Source organism: Pseudomonas fluorescens (genome assembly GCF_001708445.1).
Taxonomy (GTDB): Bacteria; Pseudomonadota; Gammaproteobacteria; order Pseudomonadales; family Pseudomonadaceae; genus Aquipseudomonas; species Aquipseudomonas gorinensis.
On sequence record NZ_CP015637.1, the window covers coordinates 6,042,227 to 6,061,729 of the forward strand.

The 19,503-nt window shown below is 61.1% G+C and carries 20 protein-coding genes; 16 read left to right on the forward strand and 4 right to left on the reverse strand.

Features of this window, described 5'->3' with window-relative positions:
* Positions 1 to 768 (forward strand): TerB family tellurite resistance protein, encoded by a 768-nt coding sequence (locus A7317_RS26990; RefSeq protein WP_069077169.1) that lies wholly within the window; start codon positions 1 to 3, stop codon positions 766 to 768.
* A gap of 142 nt (positions 769 to 910) precedes the next feature.
* Here A7317_RS26990 and A7317_RS26995 read toward each other — a convergent pair whose 3' ends face one another.
* Positions 911 to 1,885: an alpha/beta hydrolase family protein gene (locus tag A7317_RS26995; protein ID WP_069077170.1), complete on the reverse strand. Its 975-nt coding sequence runs from the start codon at positions 1,883 to 1,885 to the stop codon at positions 911 to 913.
* Between the two features lie 77 nt (positions 1,886 to 1,962).
* Between A7317_RS26995 and A7317_RS27000 the strand changes: the two genes are divergently transcribed.
* From A7317_RS27000 to A7317_RS27065, 14 genes are all read left to right on the forward strand, one after another.
* Complete coding sequence (locus tag A7317_RS27000) at positions 1,963 to 3,957, forward strand: sensor histidine kinase (RefSeq protein WP_069077171.1); 1,995 nt, start codon at positions 1,963 to 1,965, stop codon at positions 3,955 to 3,957.
* Between the two features lie 18 nt (positions 3,958 to 3,975).
* Positions 3,976 to 4,605 carry a response regulator transcription factor gene (locus A7317_RS27005; protein WP_024077709.1) on the forward strand — a complete coding sequence of 210 codons (630 nt, stop codon included), beginning with the start codon at positions 3,976 to 3,978 and terminating at the stop codon, positions 4,603 to 4,605.
* Positions 4,606 to 4,831: 226 nt separating this feature from the next.
* Positions 4,832 to 5,944 (forward strand): ABC transporter ATP-binding protein, encoded by a 1,113-nt coding sequence (locus A7317_RS27010; RefSeq protein WP_024077708.1) that lies wholly within the window; start codon positions 4,832 to 4,834, stop codon positions 5,942 to 5,944.
* A gap of 44 nt (positions 5,945 to 5,988) precedes the next feature.
* Positions 5,989 to 7,029, forward strand: a complete 1,041-nt coding sequence (locus A7317_RS27015) for an ABC transporter substrate-binding protein (RefSeq protein WP_024077707.1) — start codon at positions 5,989 to 5,991, stop codon at positions 7,027 to 7,029.
* Positions 7,030 to 7,189: 160 nt separating this feature from the next.
* Entirely contained in the window at positions 7,190 to 8,437 is a 1,248-nt protein-coding gene (locus A7317_RS27020) for an ABC transporter permease (RefSeq protein ID WP_024077706.1), read from the forward strand.
* 12 nt (positions 8,438 to 8,449) lie between these two features.
* Positions 8,450 to 9,274 (forward strand): ABC transporter permease, encoded by an 825-nt coding sequence (locus A7317_RS27025; RefSeq protein ID WP_024077705.1) that lies wholly within the window; start codon positions 8,450 to 8,452, stop codon positions 9,272 to 9,274.
* A 137-nt stretch (positions 9,275 to 9,411) separates the two neighbouring features.
* On the forward strand, positions 9,412 to 10,560 hold the full coding sequence (locus tag A7317_RS27030; RefSeq protein ID WP_069077172.1) for an iron-containing alcohol dehydrogenase: 1,149 nt from the start codon (positions 9,412 to 9,414) through the stop codon (positions 10,558 to 10,560).
* Positions 10,561 to 10,644: 84 nt separating this feature from the next.
* Positions 10,645 to 11,319, forward strand: a complete 675-nt coding sequence (rpe, locus tag A7317_RS27035; protein WP_024077703.1) for a ribulose-phosphate 3-epimerase — start codon at positions 10,645 to 10,647, stop codon at positions 11,317 to 11,319.
* Entirely contained in the window at positions 11,316 to 12,134 is an 819-nt protein-coding gene (locus tag A7317_RS27040; RefSeq protein WP_069077173.1) for a phosphoglycolate phosphatase, read from the forward strand. The genes rpe and A7317_RS27040 overlap by 4 nt, the downstream gene beginning before the upstream one ends.
* 70 nt (positions 12,135 to 12,204) lie before the next feature.
* Positions 12,205 to 13,686 (forward strand): anthranilate synthase component I, encoded by a 1,482-nt coding sequence (gene trpE / locus A7317_RS27045; protein ID WP_069077174.1) that lies wholly within the window; start codon positions 12,205 to 12,207, stop codon positions 13,684 to 13,686.
* A gap of 9 nt (positions 13,687 to 13,695) precedes the next feature.
* Positions 13,696 to 14,289 (forward strand): aminodeoxychorismate/anthranilate synthase component II, encoded by a 594-nt coding sequence (locus A7317_RS27050; protein ID WP_024077700.1) that lies wholly within the window; start codon positions 13,696 to 13,698, stop codon positions 14,287 to 14,289.
* Positions 14,290 to 14,298: 9 nt separating this feature from the next.
* On the forward strand, positions 14,299 to 15,348 hold the full coding sequence (gene trpD, locus A7317_RS27055; protein WP_069077175.1) for an anthranilate phosphoribosyltransferase: 1,050 nt from the start codon (positions 14,299 to 14,301) through the stop codon (positions 15,346 to 15,348).
* Positions 15,345 to 16,181: an indole-3-glycerol phosphate synthase TrpC gene (trpC, locus tag A7317_RS27060; RefSeq protein ID WP_024077698.1), complete on the forward strand. Its 837-nt coding sequence runs from the start codon at positions 15,345 to 15,347 to the stop codon at positions 16,179 to 16,181. The genes trpD and trpC overlap by 4 nt, the downstream gene beginning before the upstream one ends.
* A gap of 142 nt (positions 16,182 to 16,323) precedes the next feature.
* A complete protein-coding gene (locus tag A7317_RS27065) occupies positions 16,324 to 17,019 on the forward strand; it encodes a lipoate--protein ligase family protein (RefSeq protein WP_069077176.1) in 696 nt (231 codons plus the stop codon).
* Here the strand turns inward: A7317_RS27065 and crp are convergent.
* Positions 17,016 to 17,660, reverse strand: a complete 645-nt coding sequence (gene crp / locus A7317_RS27070) for a cAMP-activated global transcriptional regulator CRP (RefSeq protein ID WP_024077696.1) — start codon at positions 17,658 to 17,660, stop codon at positions 17,016 to 17,018. The two genes, A7317_RS27065 and crp, sit on opposite strands and share 4 nt — an antisense overlap.
* Before the next feature lie 248 nt (positions 17,661 to 17,908).
* Between crp and A7317_RS27075 the strand changes: the two genes are divergently transcribed.
* Entirely contained in the window at positions 17,909 to 18,331 is a 423-nt protein-coding gene (locus A7317_RS27075) for an OsmC family protein (protein WP_005792019.1), read from the forward strand.
* 51 nt (positions 18,332 to 18,382) lie between these two features.
* On the opposite strand, the gene coq7 is transcribed toward A7317_RS27075, so the two are convergent.
* Together coq7 and A7317_RS27085 are read right to left on the reverse strand one after the other, a co-directional pair.
* A complete protein-coding gene (coq7, locus tag A7317_RS27080) occupies positions 18,383 to 19,030 on the reverse strand; it encodes a 2-polyprenyl-3-methyl-6-methoxy-1,4-benzoquinone monooxygenase (protein WP_024077695.1) in 648 nt (215 codons plus the stop codon).
* Positions 19,031 to 19,148: 118 nt separating this feature from the next.
* Positions 19,149 to 19,487, reverse strand: coding sequence for a histidine triad nucleotide-binding protein (locus tag A7317_RS27085; RefSeq protein ID WP_024077694.1), 339 nt, complete (start codon positions 19,485 to 19,487; stop codon positions 19,149 to 19,151).
* Between the last annotated feature and the right edge of the window lie 16 nt (positions 19,488 to 19,503).

The window sequence follows — 19,503 nt, forward strand, 5'->3', positions numbered from 1 at the left end:
ATGTTGTGGCCAGGGACGCTGATCGGCGCCGGGGCTGGCTTTGCCATTGCCAGTATTCCGGGGGCCTTGTTGGGCGCATTACTGGGGCAGGCGCTGGACCGCCGCCTGCAACTGCAAAGCTGGGCACAATTGCGCGAGCGCCTGGGCGGTCGCCCGGCGTTGCGCAATGACGAACTGCTGTTTGTGCTGTTGGGGCGCCTGGCCAAGAGCAATGGTCGGGTGGTGGATGGGCATATCCAGCAGGCACGGCAGGAAATGCGTTCACTGGACATGAGCGAGCCGGCCCAACGCCGAGCGATCGTGGCCTTCAATCGTGGCAAGTCGGGTTCTGATCGGGTGCGCACCTACTTGCGCCTCCTCAAGGCGCAGCCCCATGCGGCGGAGGGTGTGTTACGGGCTTGCTGGCGCATGGCCTGGGCGGACGGCAAGGCGGATGACGCCGAGCGCGACCTGATCGAGCAGTGGGGCAAATGGCTGGGGTGGACGCCGCAACAGCTCCAGGCGCTGGCGTCTGACTACGCGCCGGAACGTAAACCGCTGGCTAGCCGCAGTGGCGCCTATCAGGAGGCGTTGCGGATTCTGGGGGTGACTTCCACTACCGAGCCATCGGTGATCAAGCGTGCCTACCGTCGCCTGCTCAGTCGTCACCACCCGGACAAGATCGCCGGCAGCGGTGCCAGCCCCGCGCAAGTGCGTGAGGCCACCGAGCGCACCCGTGAATTGCATAACGCGTATGCGTTGATTCGCGAGCGCCGGGATTTTCGTTAGCTGCCGGTATTTGCGGGGGATAACCACAACCCGATGTGGGAGGGGGCTTGCACCCCGATGAGGGAGTGTCAGTAGATGCATCGATGGCTGACCCACCGCAATCGGGGGCAAGCCCCCTCCCACATTGCTGTTGTGCTGATCCTCAGTCAGTGCTGGCCTGAGGGCTCAACCAGCCGCGAATCCGGCGATACAACTGTTCCTGCTCGGCGGCGCTGTTGCCAGGCAGGGTCTTGAGCGACACCTGCTTATAGCTGTCATTCTTCGAGCGCTTGGCCGCCTGGCTACGCTCCTGCGCGTTTTTGCGTTCTTGGGCGCTGTCTTGATAAAAGACATCCGCCGTCGGCACTTTCAAGCCTGGGGCCAGTTGTTGCAGGTCCGGCTGGCGAGCTGCCGGGGTCTTGCCGGCGACCATGACCAGCTTTTGCACTTGAGCCGGTTGTTTTTCGCTCAGGTAGCGCGCTGCCCACCAGGCGCCGGTGCCATGCCCGAGCAGTGCAACGCTGCGCGCGCCTTGGGTCTGGGCGAAGGCGACCGCAGCGTCGATGCGGTCGAAGATGCGCTTGGTGTCAGTCTTCTCCTGTTCATCCGCGCCTGGCACCACTGCCGGATCGGTTCCTTCGGCTTCGGCACTGGCGGCCTGTTCGATGGGTTTGGCGGCCGTGCTGCCTTCTTTGCTGCTGGTGTCGACGGTCGCCTTGGGCGCTTCGATCACTCGGGGCGGCAGGGTATCCATGTTGACGTCCGGCAGCGACAGGCTGAGGGTGCCCCAGTTGGCGTCGGGCAATTTACGTCGCAATGGTGCGATTGCTTGCGGCCAGTCAGCACTTTCCCCGGCGCCCGGTACGATAATCACCACACCTTCGGGTTCGGCGCTGTTGGCCGGTTTCCACAAGGCCAGGAATGAATCGCTGCCGGCCTGTAGCTGTTGCTGTTCGGCGCGTGGTATTTGCCGTTCCAGGGCGCTGGCTTCTTCCTGGCTACGCTCAGGCAAGGGTTGGCGTTCAGCCGGTTTTTCGGCTGGTGGCGCAGGCGCATCGGCGGCCTGGACAGAAAAGGCGCTGGTAAATAGCAGCGACAGGCACAATGCTGGCAGTGCCGAACGGTGGAGATGGGGCATCGTTATTTCCCGGCCAGAAGTGATTCCGGCAGCCTAATGGGTTGGTCAGTATTTGTCAGTGATGTGAGACGTGGATCATGGGTTTTCGCTGTCTGCTGGTTATCGGCTGTTTGTGCTTTGCCTTGATGGCGGGAGCTGCACCTGCCCCTGTCGTACCGCAAGCGCAGCTCGATGCGCAGCAACGTCAATGGTTGGCCGGCCACCCGGAGTTGCGGGTGGGCCTGGTATTACAGGCACCGTATGCGCAATACGATCGGCGCCTGCAGCGTTTGTCCGGCGCCAATGTCGAGTTGATGCAATGGCTGGCCAAGGCGCTGAATATTGAACTGTTGTGGCGTAACTTCCCGACGCAGGAACAACTGGAAGACGCCGTGCGTGACGGGGAGGTCGATATCGCCCCCGGCTTGCAACAGACCCCGGCCGGTTTGCGCCTGTGGTTGTTCACTGACCCGTACATGCGCGTGCCCCAGCACATTGTCGGTATCCGAGAGGGCGGCGGCGCGGTCGACCTGGAAAAGCTCGACGACCGCTCGCGCGTTGCAGTGCGCATGCCCAGCGCGGTGGCCGATTACCTGCGCAGCACTTATCCCAGCCTCAACCTGCAAGGCGTGCCCATGGAGCGCCAGGCCTTGCAGTTGCTGGTGAGCCAGCAGGCGCGTTATGCCGTGGTGGACGAAGCCCAGTTGAGCCGATTGTCCGGTGAAGCGGAATTCGCCGGGCTGGCCGTGGTGGGGGACATCGGCCTGCCGCAGTTGCTGCGGGTGGCGACCCGCCGCGAATGGCCGGAACTGGCGGGCATCATGCAAAGCGCCCTGCGCGCCATCCCCGCCCGCGATCTCGACCAATTACACACCCGTTGGCTGCAACCCAAGTACCCACGGCTGTCAGAGTCGCCGGGCTTGTGGCAGAACCTCAGCCTGCTGCTGGGCCTGTTGCTGCTCGCCTGCCTGGCGGTGGTGTTTTGGCAGCGGCGTCATCAGCGCGTGCTCGAACACAGCCTGCTGGCCGCCCGCGAGGAAAGTGCGGCGCGCGCCGCGGGTGCCGAAGCGCTGCGGTTGACGCAATTCTCCATCGATCAAAGCACCGTCGGCATCCTCTGGGTCAACTGGGACAGCCATGTGCGCTACGCCAACCGCGCGGCCGAAACCATGCTGGGCTATGGTCCCGGCGCCTTGATCGAGCGACCCTTGGTTGATTTTGACCCGAGCCTGGACATGGACCGCTGGCTGAACCTGTGGAAACGCGCACGCGCCAGCGAAGAGGGGCCGCAGAACTTCGCCACCGATTGCTTGCGTGCCGATGGCAGTGTCTTGCCCGCCGATGTGTCCTTGAGCTTCCTGCGTTTTGCCGAGGGCGAATACCTGGTGGTCTACCTCAATGACGTCACCGAACGACGCCGCTATGTGGCCGCGCTGCTGCAAAGTGAAGCGCAATTGCGTGAACTGTCGGCCCACCTGGAAACCGTGCGCGAAGAAGAAAAGGCCCGTATCGCCCGCGAAGTGCATGACGAGCTCGGACAAATGCTCACGGTGCTGAAGCTGGAAACCTCGATGTGCGAGCTGGCCTACGCGCAACTCGACCCAGGGTTGAATGAGCGGCTCAACAGCATGAAGCGCCTGATCGCCCAGTTGTTCCAGCTGGTTCGCGATGTGGCCACGGCGCTGCGCCCGCCGATTCTGGATGCGGGGATTGCCTCTGCCATTGAGTGGCAGGCGCGGCGCTTCGAAGCGCGCACGCAGATCCCGTGCCTGGTGCAGGTTCCGGAAAACCTGCCGCTGCTGAGCGATGCCAAGGCTATTGGCCTGTTTCGCATTCTCCAGGAGGCGCTGACCAATGTGATGCGCCATGCCCAGGCGCATACTGTGGAGCTGACCTTGACGGTGGAAGGCAAACACCTGCGGCTGACTATCAGCGACGATGGTGTCGGCTTCGTCCAGGCCCAGGGGCGGCCGGTGTCGTTTGGCCTGGTTGGCATGCGCGAACGGGTGTTGATCATGGGCGGGCAATTGACCCTGGACAGCGAGTTGGGAGAGGGCACGACCCTGAGTGTCACGGTGCCGTTGGATGCATAACGATAAGAGGAAACCCCTGTGATCCGTGTACTGGTAGCCGAAGACCACACCATCGTGCGTGAAGGCATCAAGCAATTGATCGGCCTGGCCAAAGACCTGCTGGTGGTGGGCGAGGCAAGCAATGGAGAGCAATTGCTGGAGACCTTGCGTCATGTGCCTTGCGAAGTGGTGCTGCTGGACATCTCCATGCCCGGGGTCAATGGGCTGGAGGCCATCGCGCGCATTCGTGCACTGAACAACCCGCCGGCGATCCTGGTGCTATCGATGCACGATGAAGCGCAAATGGCCGCCCGTGCCTTGAAGGTGGGGGCGGCCGGTTATGCCACCAAGGACAGCGACCCGGCACTGCTGTTGATGGCGATTCGCAAGGTCGCGGCCGGTGGTCGTTATATTGACCCGGACCTGGCGGACCGCATGGTATTCGAGGTCGGCCTGACCGATTCGCGGCCCTTGCACTCATTGCTCTCGGAGCGCGAGTTCTCGGTATTCGAGCGCCTGGCCCAGGGCGCCAACGTCAATGATATTGCCCAGCAGTTGGCGCTGAGCAGCAAGACCATCAGCACCCACAAGGCGCGCTTGATGCAAAAGCTCAATATCACCTCCCTGGCCGAACTGGTGAAGTACGCCATGGAGCACAAGCTCCTGTAGCGACATATCTATTTGCGACACCCCGCAAACCGGCACGGCCCCCATTCTCGCCGCTTGCGGCGCTCCACCTGGCGCGGCACTGTCCAGTACACGCCATGGGTGTAGGGCGTTCCCTACCCCCAACCGTCCATCCTGCTGATGTGATTCTCTCCTGGCCCCCGATTTCCGGGGCCTCGCCCCTGGACTACGCTTGTGCCACAGCAGTCCAAAATACAAAGGTGCGGGTATGAGCGAGGTGGATTCAAATGATGTGCTGGTCAGCTTTCGTGGCGTGCAGAAGAGCTACGACGGCGAGAACCTGATCGTCAAAGACCTCAACCTGGAGATTCGCAAGGGCGAGTTCCTCACCTTGCTCGGGCCATCCGGTTCAGGCAAGACCACCAGCCTGATGATGCTGGCGGGTTTCGAAACGCCGACCGCCGGTGAAATCCAGCTGGCCGGGCGCTCGATCAACAACGTGCCGCCGCACAAGCGCGATATCGGCATGGTGTTCCAGAACTACGCGTTGTTCCCGCACATGACGGTGGCCGAGAACCTGGCGTTCCCCCTGTCGGTACGTGGTTTGAGCAAGACCGATATCAGCGAGCGGGTCAAACGCGTGCTGAGCATGGTCCAGCTCGACGCCTTCGCCCAGCGCTATCCGGCGCAACTCTCCGGCGGCCAGCAACAGCGCGTGGCGTTGGCCCGGGCGCTGGTGTTCGAACCGCAACTGGTGCTGATGGACGAACCCCTCGGCGCCCTCGACAAGCAATTGCGCGAACACATGCAGATGGAGATCAAGCACCTGCACCAGCGCCTCGGCGTGACGGTGGTGTACGTGACCCACGACCAGGGCGAAGCCTTGACCATGTCGGACCGGGTGGCGGTGTTCCACCAGGGCGAGATCCAGCAGATCGCCGCGCCGCGCACCTTGTATGAAGAACCGAAGAACACCTTCGTCGCCAACTTTATCGGCGAAAACAACCGCCTCAATGGTCGCTTGCATAGCCACAGCGGCGACCGCTGCGTGGTGGAGCTGGCGCGGGGCGAGAAAGTCGAGGCGCTGGCGGTGAATGTCGGCCAGGTCGGCGGCCCGGTAACGCTGTCGGTACGACCTGAGCGCGTCAGCCTCAATGGCTCCAGTGAAAGCTGCATCAACCGTTTCTCGGGGCGAGTGGCGGAATTCATTTACCTGGGCGACCACGTGCGCGTGCGTCTGGAAGTCTGCGGCATGAGCGATTTTTTTGTGAAACAACCGATCGCCGAGCTGGACCCGGCCCTGGCGGTCGGCGACGTGGTACCGATTGGCTGGCAAGTCGAGCACGTTCGCGCACTCGACCCACTTCTAGAGGCGAAATAATCGCCCCCATGGCTTCACCAACCCTGCACGTGGAGAGAACAACAATGTTGAGATCCCTGAAATATTCCGTCCTGGCTTTGAGCTTGATGGGCGCGACACAGGCCATGGCAGGCCCGGACCTGACGGTCGTGTCCTTCGGTGGCGCGAACAAGGCTGCACAGGTCAAGGCCTTCTATGCACCGTGGGAAAGCGCGGGCAACGGCAAGATCGTCGCCGGTGAATACAACGGTGAAATGGCCAAGGTCAAGGCCATGGTTGACACCAAGAGCGTGTCCTGGGACTTGGTGGAAGTAGAGTCGCCGGAACTGTCCCGTGGTTGCGATGAGGACATGTTCGAGCCGCTGGACCCGAAATTGTTCGGCAACACCGCGGATTACGTGAAGGGCGCGATCCAGCCTTGTGGTGTGGGCTTCTTCGTGTGGTCCACGGTGCTGGCCTACAACGCCGACAAACTCACCAGCGCACCGACCAGTTGGGCGGATTTCTGGGACACCAAGAAATTCCCAGGCAAGCGCGGTCTGCGTAAGGGGGCCAAGTACACCCTCGAATTCGCCTTGATGGCTGACGGCGTCGCGCCGAAGGATGTCTACAAAGTACTGGCCGGCAAAGATGGCCAGGACCGTGCGTTCAAGAAGCTCGATGAACTCAAGCCGTCGATCCAATGGTGGGAAGCCGGCGCACAACCGCCGCAGTACCTCGCCTCGGGTGACGTGGTGATGAGCTCGGCCTACAACGGCCGTATCGCGGCCGTACAGAAAGAGAGCAACCTCAAAGTGGTCTGGAACGGCGGCATCTACGACTTCGATGCCTGGGCCATTCCAAAAGGCCTGGCCAAGGATCGCGCAGACGCGGCGAAGAAATTCATCGCCTTCTCCGTGCAGCCGCAGCAGCAGAAGATCTACTCGGAAAACATCGCCTACGGCCCGGCCAACACCCAAGCCGTACCGTTGCTGGCCAAGGATGTGTTGAAAGACATGCCGACTACGCCAGAGAACATCGCCAACCAGGTGCAGATCGATGTGAGCTTCTGGGCGGATAACGGCGAGCAGTTGGAGCAGCGCTTCAACTCCTGGGCTGCCAAGTAACACCGCATAACCCTGTGGGAGGGGGGCTTGCCCCCGATGACGGCGGCCCAGTCGATACCTGTGTTGACTGAAACTCTGCCATCGGGGGCTAGCCCCCCCTCCCACAAGGGATTTCCCGCGTGTGAAAGATTGCATTCATTTTCAAGTTTCGGAGTCAGCCATGGCCATCGCCGTTCCCTCGAACGAGGTCAACAGCCCCACCCTCAAGCAGCGCCTGGCGCGTGCCGAACGGCTCAATCGCTGGAAGGCCCAGGCCTTGATTGCACCGCTGGTGCTGTTTTTGCTGCTGGTGTTCCTGGTGCCGATCGTTGCGCTGCTCTACAAAAGCGTGGGTAACCCTGAAGTGGTGGGTGGTTTGCCGCGCACCGTGGTGGCGGTGAAGACCTGGGACGGTCGTGGCCTGCCGGGCGAGCCGGTGTACCAGGCGCTGAGCGAAGACCTGGGCGAAGCCCGCAAAAACCAGACCCTGGGCGATCTGTCGAAACGTTTGAACATGGAATTGGCCGGCTACCGCAGCCTGCTGACCAAAACCGCACGGGCGCTGCCGTTTACCGAAGCCCCGGCCTCATATAAAGAAGCGTTGGAAAGCCTCGATGAACGCTGGGGCGACCCGGCGTACTGGCAGGCGATCCGGCGTAATACCAGCAGCCTGACCCCGTACTACCTGCTGGCGGCCGTCGATCATCGCATCGATGACCTCGGCGAAGTGGCCCCGGCCACCCCCGACCAGGCGATCTACCTGGATATTTTCGCCCGTACCTTCTGGATGGGCCTGGTGATCACTTTCGTCTGCCTGCTGCTGGCCTATCCACTGGCGTACTTGCTGGCCAACCTGCCGGCGCGCAAAAGTAACCTGCTGATGATCCTGGTACTGCTGCCGTTCTGGACCTCGATCCTGGTGCGGGTGGCGGCGTGGATTGTGTTGCTGCAGTCCGGCGGCTTGATCAACAGCGCACTGATGGGCATGGGGCTGATCGATAAACCCATGGAACTGGTGTTCAACCGCACCGGGGTCTACATCTCCATGGTGCATATCCTGCTGCCGTTCATGATCTTGCCGATCTACAGCGTGATGAAGGGTATTTCACCGACTTATATGCGTGCGGCCATTTCCCTGGGCTGCCACCCGTTCACCAGCTTCTGGCGCGTCTACTTCCCGCAAACCTATGCCGGCGTGGGGGCGGGTTGCCTGCTGGTGTTCATCCTGGCGATTGGTTACTACATCACCCCGGCGCTGCTGGGCAGCCCGAACGACCAGATGGTCAGCTACTTCGTGGCCTTCTATACCAACACCAGTATCAACTGGGGCATGGCGACGGCGTTGGGTGGCTTACTGCTGCTGGCGACCGTGCTGCTGTACCTGATCTACAACCGGCTGGTGGGCGCCAGTCGCCTGCGCCTGAGCTGAGGAGACCTTGCGATGCTGAGCCCTTATATGTCACCGGTGGAACGGGTGTGGTTCTACAGCTTGCGGATACTCTGCGGCCTGATCCTGCTGTTCCTGATCCTGCCCGTGCTGGTGATCATCCCGCTGTCGTTCAACAGCGGCAGTTTCCTGGTGTACCCGTTGCAAGGCTTCTCGCTGCACTGGTACCAGGACTTTTTCGCCTCGGCGGAATGGATGCGCGCGCTGAAGAACAGCATCATCGTCGCGCCGGCGGCCACCGTGCTGGCCATGGTGTTCGGCACCCTGGCGGCGATAGGCCTGACCCGCGGGCATTTTCCCGGCAAGGCGCTGGTGATGGCCCTGGTGATTTCGCCGATGGTGGTGCCGGTGGTGATCATCGGTGTAGCGAGTTACCTGTTCTTTGCGCCGTTGGGCCTGGGTAACAGCTTCTTTTCGTTGATCGTGGTGCACGCCGTGTTGGGCGTGCCCTTTGTGATCATCACCGTGTCGGCGACGCTGCAGGGGTTCAACCATAACCTGGTGCGGGCGGCTGCCAGCCTGGGGGCTTCGCCGTTGACCGCGTTTCGTCGGGTGACCTTGCCACTGATCGCGCCGGGAGTGATTTCCGGAGCGCTGTTTGCCTTCGCGACGTCGTTCGATGAAGTGGTGGTGACGCTGTTCCTGGCCGGCCCGGAGCAGGCGACCTTGCCTCGGCAGATGTTCAGCGGTATACGTGAGAACCTCAGCCCGACGATTGCCGCCGCGGCGACCTTGCTGATTGCGTTCTCGGTGTTGCTGTTGCTGACCCTGGAATGGCTGCGCGGGCGTAGCGAGAAGTTGCGCACCGCACAGGTCTGAAGCCCACGCAGATCACAGTGTGGGAGGGGGAAAGCCCCTCCCGCATGGGACTGTGACCATTCAGCAGTTGAATGGAAGACAACCTGTTTCGATCAGTTACTCTTGTGCTAGCCCACAATCGACAAGAGGCCGCGCACATGAGTACTTCCTCATTCAAGATCGCCCACAAACTACTGACCGGTGCTGGCGCCATCGAGCAACTGGCTGCCGAGCTCACGCGGCTGGATATCGACAACCCGCTGATCGTCACCGACGCCGCGCTGGTCAAGTCGGGCACCGTGGCCCTGGCGATTGAGCATTTGGGCGATCGCACCTACGAAATCTTCGACCGCGTGCTGCCCGACCCGGAAGTCGCCATCGTCGAGGATTGCATGCGCGTATACCGCGAGGGCGGCCATGACGGCTTGATCGGCCTGGGCGGCGGCAGTGCGATCGATATCGCCAAGAGCGTGGCGGCGTACGCGGGTTACCACGGCGCCCTGGCGGACTTGTTCGGGGTCGACCAGGTGCCGCGCAAGGGGCCGCCGCTGATCGCCATTCCCACCACGGCCGGTACCGGTTCTGAAGTGACCAATGTGGCGATTCTTTCCGACAAGGTCGCGCAATTGAAAAAAGGCATCGTCAGCGACTTCCTGTTGCCGGATGTCGCGCTGATCAGCCCGCAAATGACCCTGACCTGCCCACGCAGCGTCACCGCCGCCAGTGGCGTGGATGCACTGGTGCATGCGATTGAGGCCTACCTGTCGCTGAATGCCTCGCCGATCACCGATGCGCTGGCCATTGGCGCAATCAAGCTGATCGCCAAGGCGCTGCCCAAGGCCTACGCGAACCCGGCCAACCTGCAGGCCCGCGACGATATGGCCACCGCCAGCCTGATGGCCGGGATGGCATTCGGGAATGCCGGTGTGGGCGCGGTGCATGCGCTGGCGTACCCGTTGGGCGGGCGCTTCAACATCGCCCACGGCGTGAGTAATGCGCTGTTGCTGCCGTATGTGATGCATTGGAACAAGCTGGCGTGTGTCGAGCGCATGCAGGACATCGCCGTGGCCATGGGCGTGAACGTCAGCGGCCTGAGTATCAACGATGCCGCCGACCAGGCGGTCGATGCGATGACGCGACTGTGTGCCGCAGTGGAGATCCCGTCGGGCCTGCGCAGTTTTGGGGTTCCCGAGGACGCAATCCCGGCCATGGCCTGCGAAGCGGCGGGCATTGAGCGGCTGATGCGCAATAATCCGCGCAAGCTCAGCCCGGCGGATATCGAGAAAATCTATCGAGCGGCCTATTAGCCGTTGAGTTAGGTCACGGTGCGCAGGGCAAAGCATGAGGTATACAATGCGCGCCATCGTGATTTAGCTCAAAAAAGGTGCGTCATGCAGCCCTTCGTTATCGCTCCATCGATTCTCTCTGCCGATTTCGCCCGCCTGGGTGAAGAAGTGGACAAGGTGTTGGCCGCTGGTGCCGACTTCGTGCACTTCGATGTCATGGACAACCACTACGTGCCCAACCTGACCATCGGGCCGATGGTCTGCGCCGCGTTGCGCAAGTACGGGATCACCGCGCCGATCGATGCGCACCTGATGGTCAGCCCGGTGGACCGTATCATCGGTGACTTCGTTGACGCCGGAGCAACCTACATCACCTTCCACCCGGAAGCTTCGTTGCATGTCGATCGCACCCTGCAACTGATCCGCGAGGGCGGCTGCAAGGCGGGCCTGGTGTTCAACCCGGCCACCCCGCTGGATGTGCTCAAGTACGTGATGGACAAGGTCGACATGGTCTTGCTGATGAGCGTCAACCCAGGCTTTGGCGGGCAGAAGTTCATTCCTGGCACCCTCGACAAGCTGCGCGAAGCCCGTGCGCTGATCGATGCCTCGGGCCGTGACATCCGCCTGGAAATCGACGGCGGGGTCAACGTCAACAATATTCGCGAAATCGCCGCTGCCGGTGCCGATACCTTCGTGGCCGGCTCGGCGATCTTCAATGCCCCGGATTATCAGGAAGTGATCGCCAAGATGCGTGCCGAACTGGCGCTGGCGCGTCCATGAGCGGCTTTGAGCAGTTATTCCCCGGCAAACTGCCACGGCTGGTGATGTTCGATCTGGACGGTACGTTGATCGATTCGGTGCCCGACCTGGCGTCGGCGGTGGACGAGATGCTGCTCAAGCTGGGGCGCAAGCCGGTGGGGATCGACTCGGTACGTGAATGGGTCGGCAACGGTGCGCAGATGCTGGTGCGCCGGGCCCTGGCCAATCATATCGACGCCGAAGGTGTGGATGATGTCGAGGCCGAGCATGCACTGGAGTTGTTCAACACTGCCTATGAGGACGGTCACGAACTCACGGTGGTATACCCCGGCGTGCGCGACACGCTCAAATGGCTGAGCAAGCAGGGCGTGGAAATGGCCCTGATCACCAACAAGCCGGAGCGCTTCGTCGCGCCGTTGCTGGACCAGATGAAAATCGGCCGGTATTTCCGCTGGATCATCGGTGGCGATACCTTGCCGCAGAAGAAACCCGACCCGGCGGCGCTGTTTTTTGTGATGAAAATGGCCAATATCCCGGCCTCGCAGTCGTTGTTTGTCGGCGATTCGCGCAGTGATGTGCTGGCGGCAAAAGCGGCGGGGGTGCAGTGCGTGGCCTTGAGTTACGGCTACAACCATGGTCGGCCGATCGCCGAAGAGTCGCCGTCGTTGGTGATTGATGACCTGCGACTGCTAATCCCCGGTTGCTTGGGAGCTGGCGCTGAGATAACGTTGCCCGATACCGATCCGTCCCCTTCTGGAAATTCCATCGTGGTGGTCACTCGCAAACTCTGGATGAAAGTTATCAAGGCCCTGGCCCGCTGGCGTTGGCGCGCCTGACTGATCCTGGCCGCGCCCTGCGGCACGTTTGCATACCTGACTGTTAGACCCTCATGCCACGAGGCACACCATGATCCGCGAAGAATTCCTGCGTTTGGCCGCTGCCGGCTATAACCGTATTCCCCTGGCCTGCGAAACCCTGGCCGACTTCGACACACCGCTGTCGATCTACCTGAAGCTGGCCGACGAGCCCAACTCCTACCTGCTGGAGTCGGTACAGGGCGGTGAGAAGTGGGGCCGTTACTCGATCATCGGCCTGCCGTGCCGCACCGTACTGCGGGTGCATGACCATCATGTGAGCATTACCCATGATGGCGTCGAGATCGAAAGCCACGATGTCGAAGACCCGCTGGCCTTCGTCGAAACCTTCAAGGCGCGCTACAACGTGCCGACCATCCCTGGCCTGCCACGTTTCAATGGCGGCCTGGTGGGGTATTTCGGCTACGACTGCGTACGTTATGTGGAAAAACGCCTGGGCAAATGCCCGAATCCGGACCCATTGGGCGTGCCGGACATTCTGCTGATGGTCTCCGATGCGGTGGTGGTGTTCGATAACCTCGCCGGCAAGATGCATGCGATCGTGCTCGCCGACCCATCCCAGGCCAACGCTTTCGAGCAGGGCCTGGCCAGCCTCGAAGCCTTGCTGGAAAAACTGCGCCAGCCGATCACCCCGCGTCGCGGCCTGGACCTCAGCCGTCCACCGGCGGCCGACCCGGTGTTCCGCTCCAGCTTTACCCAGGATGATTACGAACGCGCCGTCGATACCATCAAGGAATACATCCTCGCCGGTGACTGCATGCAGGTGGTGCCGTCGCAACGCATGTCCATCGACTTCAAGGCCGCGCCGATCGATCTGTACCGAGCGCTGCGCTGCTTCAACCCGACGCCTTACATGTATTTCTTCAACTTCGGTGACTTCCACGTGGTGGGCAGTTCGCCAGAAGTGCTGGTGCGCATTGAAGACAACCTGATCACCGTGCGCCCGATCGCCGGTACACGCCCGCGTGGCGCGACCGAAGAAGCGGATTTGGCGCTCGAGGAAGACCTGCTCAGCGACGACAAGGAAATCGCCGAACACCTGATGCTGATCGACCTGGGCCGCAACGACACGGGGCGTGTCTCGGAAATCGGTTCGGTGAAGCTCACCGAGAAAATGGTCATCGAGCGTTATTCCAACGTGATGCATATCGTCTCCAACGTCACCGGGGAATTGAAAGCCGGCTTGACCGCGATGGACGCGCTGCGGGCGATTCTGCCGGCCGGTACCTTGTCGGGCGCGCCGAAGATTCGTGCGATGGAAATCATCGATGAGCTGGAACCGGTCAAGCGTGGCGTCTACGGTGGCGCCGTGGGGTATTTCGCCTGGAACGGCAACATGGACACCGCCATCGCGATTCGCACGGCCGTGATCAAGGACGGGGAGCTGCATGTGCAGGCCGGCGGCGGGATTGTCGCCGACTCGGTGCCGGCCCTCGAATGGGAAGAAACCCTGAACAAGCGCCGCGCGATGTTCCGCGCCGTAGCGCTGGCTGAACAGACCCCCAATTCTTGAGGTTTCCCCATGTTACTGATGATTGATAACTACGACTCCTTTACCTACAACGTTGTGCAGTACCTGGGGGAGCTGGGTGCCGAGGTCAAAGTGGTTCGCAATGACGAACTGACCGTGGCCGAAATCGCCGCCCTGAACCCGGAGCGCATTGTGGTTTCGCCGGGCCCCTGCACGCCGACCGAGGCGGGTATTTCCCTCGAAGCCATCAAGTACTTCGCCGGCAAGCTGCCAATCCTGGGCGTATGCCTGGGCCATCAGTCCATCGGCCAGGCCTTTGGTGGTGACGTGGTGCGTGCGCGGCAGGTGATGCATGGCAAGACCAGCCCGGTGTTCCATAAAGACCTGGGCGTATTCCAGGCACTCAACAACCCGGTGACCGTGACCCGCTACCACTCGCTGGTGGTCAAGCGCGAAACCCTGCCGGAATGCCTGGAACTGACCGCCTGGACCCAACTGGAAGACGGCTCCGTCGACGAGATCATGGGCCTGCGCCACAAGACACTGAACATCGAAGGGGTGCAGTTTCACCCTGAGTCGATCCTGACCGAGCAGGGCTACGAGCTGTTCGCCAACTTTCTCAAGCAGAGCGGCGGCACGCGCTAAGGACTTTCCATGGATATCAAGACTGCCCTGAGCCGTATCGTCGGCCATCTGGACCTGAGCACCGCTGAAATGAGCGATGTGATGCGCGAAATCATGACCGGTCAATGCACCGACGCGCAGATCGGCGCCTTCATGATGGCGATGCGCATGAAGAGCGAGAGCATCGACGAAATCGTCGGCGCGGTATCGGTGATGCGCGAGCTGGCGGACAAGGTCGCGCTCAAGACCCTCGACGGTGTTGTCGATGTGGTCGGTACCGGCGGCGACGGTGCGAATATTTTCAACGTGTCGACGGCGGCTTCCTTTGTGGTCGCGGCGGCTGGCTGCACCGTGGCCAAGCACGGTAACCGTGCGGTATCGGGCAAAAGCGGCAGTGCCGACTTGCTGGAAGCGGCCGGCATCTACCTGAACCTGACGCCGGTACAAGTGGCACGCTGCATCGATAACGTCGGCATCGGCTTTATGTTTGCCCAGTCCCACCATGGGGCGATGAAACATGCGGCCGGCCCGCGCAAGGACCTTGGCCTGCGTACCCTGTTCAACATGCTCGGCCCGCTTACGAATCCGGCCGGTGTGAAGCACCAGGTGGTGGGCGTGTTCAGCCAGGCGCTGTGCCGTCCATTGGCTGAAGTATTGCAACGCCTGGGCAGCAAGCATGTGCTGGTGGTGCATTCCAAGGATGGCCTGGACGAATTCAGCCTGGCGGCTCCGACCTTTGTGGCCGAACTGAAGAACGACCAGGTCACCGAATATTGGGTCGAGCCCGAAGATCTGGGCATGAAAAGCCAGAGCCTGCATGGCCTGGCGGTGGAAAGCCCGGCAGCCTCGCTGGAACTGATTCGCGATGCCTTGGGGCGTCGCAAGACCGAGAACGGCCAAAAAGCTGCAGAAATGATTGTTTTGAATGCTGGCGCGGCACTTTACGCGGCGGACCATGCCTATAGTCTTAAGGAGGGTGTGGCCTTGGCCCACGATGCGCTGCACACCGGTCTGGCTCGTGAAAAGCTCGAAGAGCTGGGAGCATTCACCGCAGTATTCAAGATGGAGAATGAAGGATGAGTGTCCCGACCGTTCTGGAAAAAATCCTGGCCCGCAAAGCTGAAGAAGTCGCCGTGCGCCGCGCACGCGTGAGCCTGGCCGAGCTGGAAAGCCAGGCGAAGGTCGCTGACGCACCGCGTGGTTTTGCCAACGCCTTGATCGCCCAGTCCAAGCAGAAGCAACCGGCGGTTATCGCTGAAATCAAGAAAGCCTCGCCGAGCAAAGGCGTCATCCGCGAAAACTTCGTACCGGCCGACATCGCCGTCAGCTACGAGAAGGGCGGGGCGACCTGTCTGTCCGTGCTCACCGATATCGACTTTTTCCAGGGCTCCGACGAGTTCTTGAAGCAAGCCCGTGCTGCGTGCAAGCTGCCGGTGATCCGCAAGGATTTCATGATCGACCCGTACCAGATTGTCGAAGCCCGAGCCCTGGGTGCTGACTGCGTGCTGCTGATCGTCTCCGCGCTGGACGACGTGAAGATGGCCGAGTTGGCGGCCGTGGCCAAAAGCGTTGGCCTGGATGTGCTGGTGGAAGTGCACGACGGCGATGAGTTGGAACGTGCACTCAAGACCCTCGACACACCGTTGGTGGGCGTTAACAACCGTAACCTGCACACTTTTGAAGTCAGCCTTGAAAACACCCTCGACCTGCTGCCGCGTATTCCACGCGACCGCCTGGTGATCACCGAGAGTGGCATCGTTAACCGCGCCGACGTGGAGCTGATGGAAATCAGCGGTGTGTACTCGTTCCTGGTGGGTGAGACCTTTATGCGTGCCGAGAACCCGGGGGCGGAACTGCAGCGTCTGTTCTTCCCGGAGCGTGGCGTGGCGGTCAGCGGTTCCACTCTCGATTGATTTGAAATGCGATCAACGTGTGGGAGGGGGCTTGCCCCCGATGGCGACGGTTCAGTTGGAGCATCCTTGACTGACACACCGCTATCGGGGCAAGCCCCCTCCCACATTTGGGTTTGTGTTTATTCAGATAGGTAGGTGCCCGTTGATCCAGCCAGTGTCGATGCTTGTTGAAGCAGGCCTTGCCGCCGAGCAAGCCTTGTTGACCGCCGTTTGCGCGGGTGAGCAGGAGTTTGGCCTGCTGTTCTGGCAGCCCAGTGATCAAGCCTTGGTGATGCCCCGACGTTTGAGTCGGCTGCCGGCGTTCGAAGCCGCCAGCCAAGTCTCAGCCGACGCCGGTTGGCCAGTGTTGCTGCGCGAAACCGGCGGCGAGCCGGTGCCGCAGTCCAACGCTACGGTCAATATCGCGCTGGTCTACGCACCGCCACGCAGCGAAAGCGATCAGGCACGCATCGAAACCGGTTACCTGCGTTTATGTCAGCCGATCTGCGATTTATTGATCGAGTTGGGCGGCGATGCCTCCGTCGGAGAAATCGACGGTGCGTTCTGCGACGGTCGTTACAACGTCAACCTCAATGGGCGCAAGATGGTCGGTACTGCCCAGCGCTGGCGGCAAAGTGGTGGTCGCCCGGTGGGGTTGGTGCACGGCGCCTTGTTGCTGGAGAACGACCGCGATGAACTGATTGCGGCGGTCAATCGTTTCAATGAAGCCTGCGGTCTTGAACAGCGGGTGCGTGCCGACAGCCATATCGCGCTGCACGAAGCTTTCCCCGCGCCGGATGCGATCAGCCGGTTGGACACCTTGTATCGCCAGATGCTGGCCAGCTTCCTGCCGGGTTAACGGGTGCCGAACACCACCATCGTCTTGCCTTTGACGTGCACCAGGTTGCGTTCTTCCAGGTCCTTGAGCACGCGACCGACCATTTCCCGTGAACACCCGACAATGCGCCCGATCTCTTGGCGCGTGACTTTGATTTGCATGCCGTCGGGGTGGGTCATGGCGTCAGGTTGTTTGCACAGCTCCAGCAGGCAGCGGGCTACCCGACCGGTGACGTCAAAGAACGCCAGGTCGCCGACCTTGCGTGTGGTGTCGCGCAGGCGTTGGGCAATCTGGCCGCTCAAGGCGTAGAGAATATCGGGGTCCTGCTGGGCCAATTCGCGAAATTTCGCGTAACTGATTTCGGCCACTTCGCATTCGATCTTGGTCCGTACCCAGGCGCTGCGTTCCTGCTCTTTGCCGGCTTGTTCAAACAGCCCCAGTTCGCCAAAGAAATCCCCGGTATTGAGGTAGGCGATGATCATTTCGCGGCCGTCTTCATCCTCGATCAGGATGGTGACCGAGCCCTTGATGATGAAGAACAGTGTTTCGGAACGCTCGCCTGCGCAGATGATGTTGTGCTTGGCCGGGTGACGTCGGCGCTGGCAGTGCATCAACAGCTTGTCGAGATTCTTGATCTTGGGTATGGGAGTAAGAGCAACCATGGTTGTATCCCGAAAAGGCGGCGCGAGGTGATTTGGAGTTGTTGTATTCAGCGGTATCGGCATTGATACACGTTGTATGAAGGGTGGCAATACGCCATCGATTTAGCGCCAGCTTAACAGACGCTTTCTGACTCGATTAGCGAATTTACCGAGCGCGGCCGGTTGTTGATCCGCTTTCATGGGAAACGCTGTGGTTGCAAGCCCCTGTGCTAAGCTGGCGACCCTTTTTTAGCAGTGGAGTCTGGGCGATGAAGGCACGCATCCAATGGGCGGGCGAAGCCATGTTCCTCGGTGAGTCGGGCAGTGGCCATGTCGTGGTCATGGACGGCCCACCGGAAGCCGGTGGCCGTAACCTGGGCGTACGCCCCATGGAAATGCTCCTGCTTGGCGTGGGCGGTTGCAGTAATTTCGACGTGGTCAGCATCCTGAAAAAGTCCCGCCAGGCCGTTGAAAGCTGTGAAGCCTTCCTGGAAGCCGAACGCGCCACTGAAGACCCGAAGGTTTTTACCAAGATCCATATGCATTTTGTGGTCAAGGGGCGCGCGTTGAAGGAGGCTCAGGTCAAGCGAGCCATTGAACTGTCGGCCGAGAAGTACTGCTCGGCATCGATCATGCTCGGTGCTGCCGGCGTGGCCATCACTCATGATTACGAAATCATCGAGTTGGGCTGATCGCCGTAACGGCAAAAAGAAGGGCGCTTTGAAAGCGCCCTTTTTTTCGGCCTAGATTCGGTAGGTGCTTTTGGTCATGACCTTGGCCAGCAGGCTCATGCCAAACCTCACCGGCGCGGGGAAGCGGAAGCCACCGGCATCCAGGGCACTTTGCGCATGGTGTTCTTCATCGGTGCGCATTTGCTCAAGAATCGCTCGGGATTTTTCGTCTTCGGCCGGCAGTTGTTCCAGGTGCTCATCAAGGTGCTTGCAAACTTGATGTTCTGTCGCTGCGACAAAACCGAGGCTGACTTTATCGCTGATCAGGCCGGCGGCAGCGCCAATTCCGAACGACAGGCCATAAAACAGTGGGTTCAGTACACTGGGGTGGCTACCGAGTTGGCGAATACGTTGCTCGCACCAGGCCAGGTGGTCGATTTCCTCCTCGGCCGCATGCTCCATGGCTGCGCGCACTTGCGGCAGCTTGGCGGTCAGGGCCTGGCCCTGGTACAGCGCCTGGGCACAGACTTCACCGGTATGGTTGATGCGCATCAGGCCGGCGACGTGGCGGGTGTCGGTCTCGCTCATCTGCGCATCGGGTTGCACGATGGCCGGCGACGGGCGGTACGGTGCGCCGCTGAAGGGCAACAGTGTGCGCATGGCCGTATCGGCTTGCAGCAACAGACGGTCAATCGGCGAGTAGTGACGTTGGGTAGTCATGCTGACCTCCGGGAAGAATCTCGGCGGCCAGTTTACCGCAAGAGAGGGCGAAGCGTTTGCGTTGAGTCAAGGGCATGGGGTCGCACGCGCTGGGCTGCGACCCGTCGATCGCGGGGTATCAGCCCGGCGGCCAGTTCATCTGGCGCTGACCCAGTACGTGCATATGGATGTGGTAAACGGTCTGTCCACCTTCTTCATTGCAGTTCATCACTACCCGGAAACCTTTCTCGCAGCCCAGTTCCAAGGCCAGGCGCTGGGCGGTAAACAGAATATGGCCAGCCAGGGCTTTGTCGTCTTCGCCCAGGTCATTCAGGGTGCGGATGGGTTTCTTCGGGATTACCAGGAAATGTACCGGCGCCTGTGGGGCGATATCGTGGAAGGCGAGGACCTGGTCATCTTCGTAAATGATCTTCGCGGGTATTTCTCTGTTGATGATTTTGGTGAACAGAGTATCCACAGCTGTTTCTCCATAT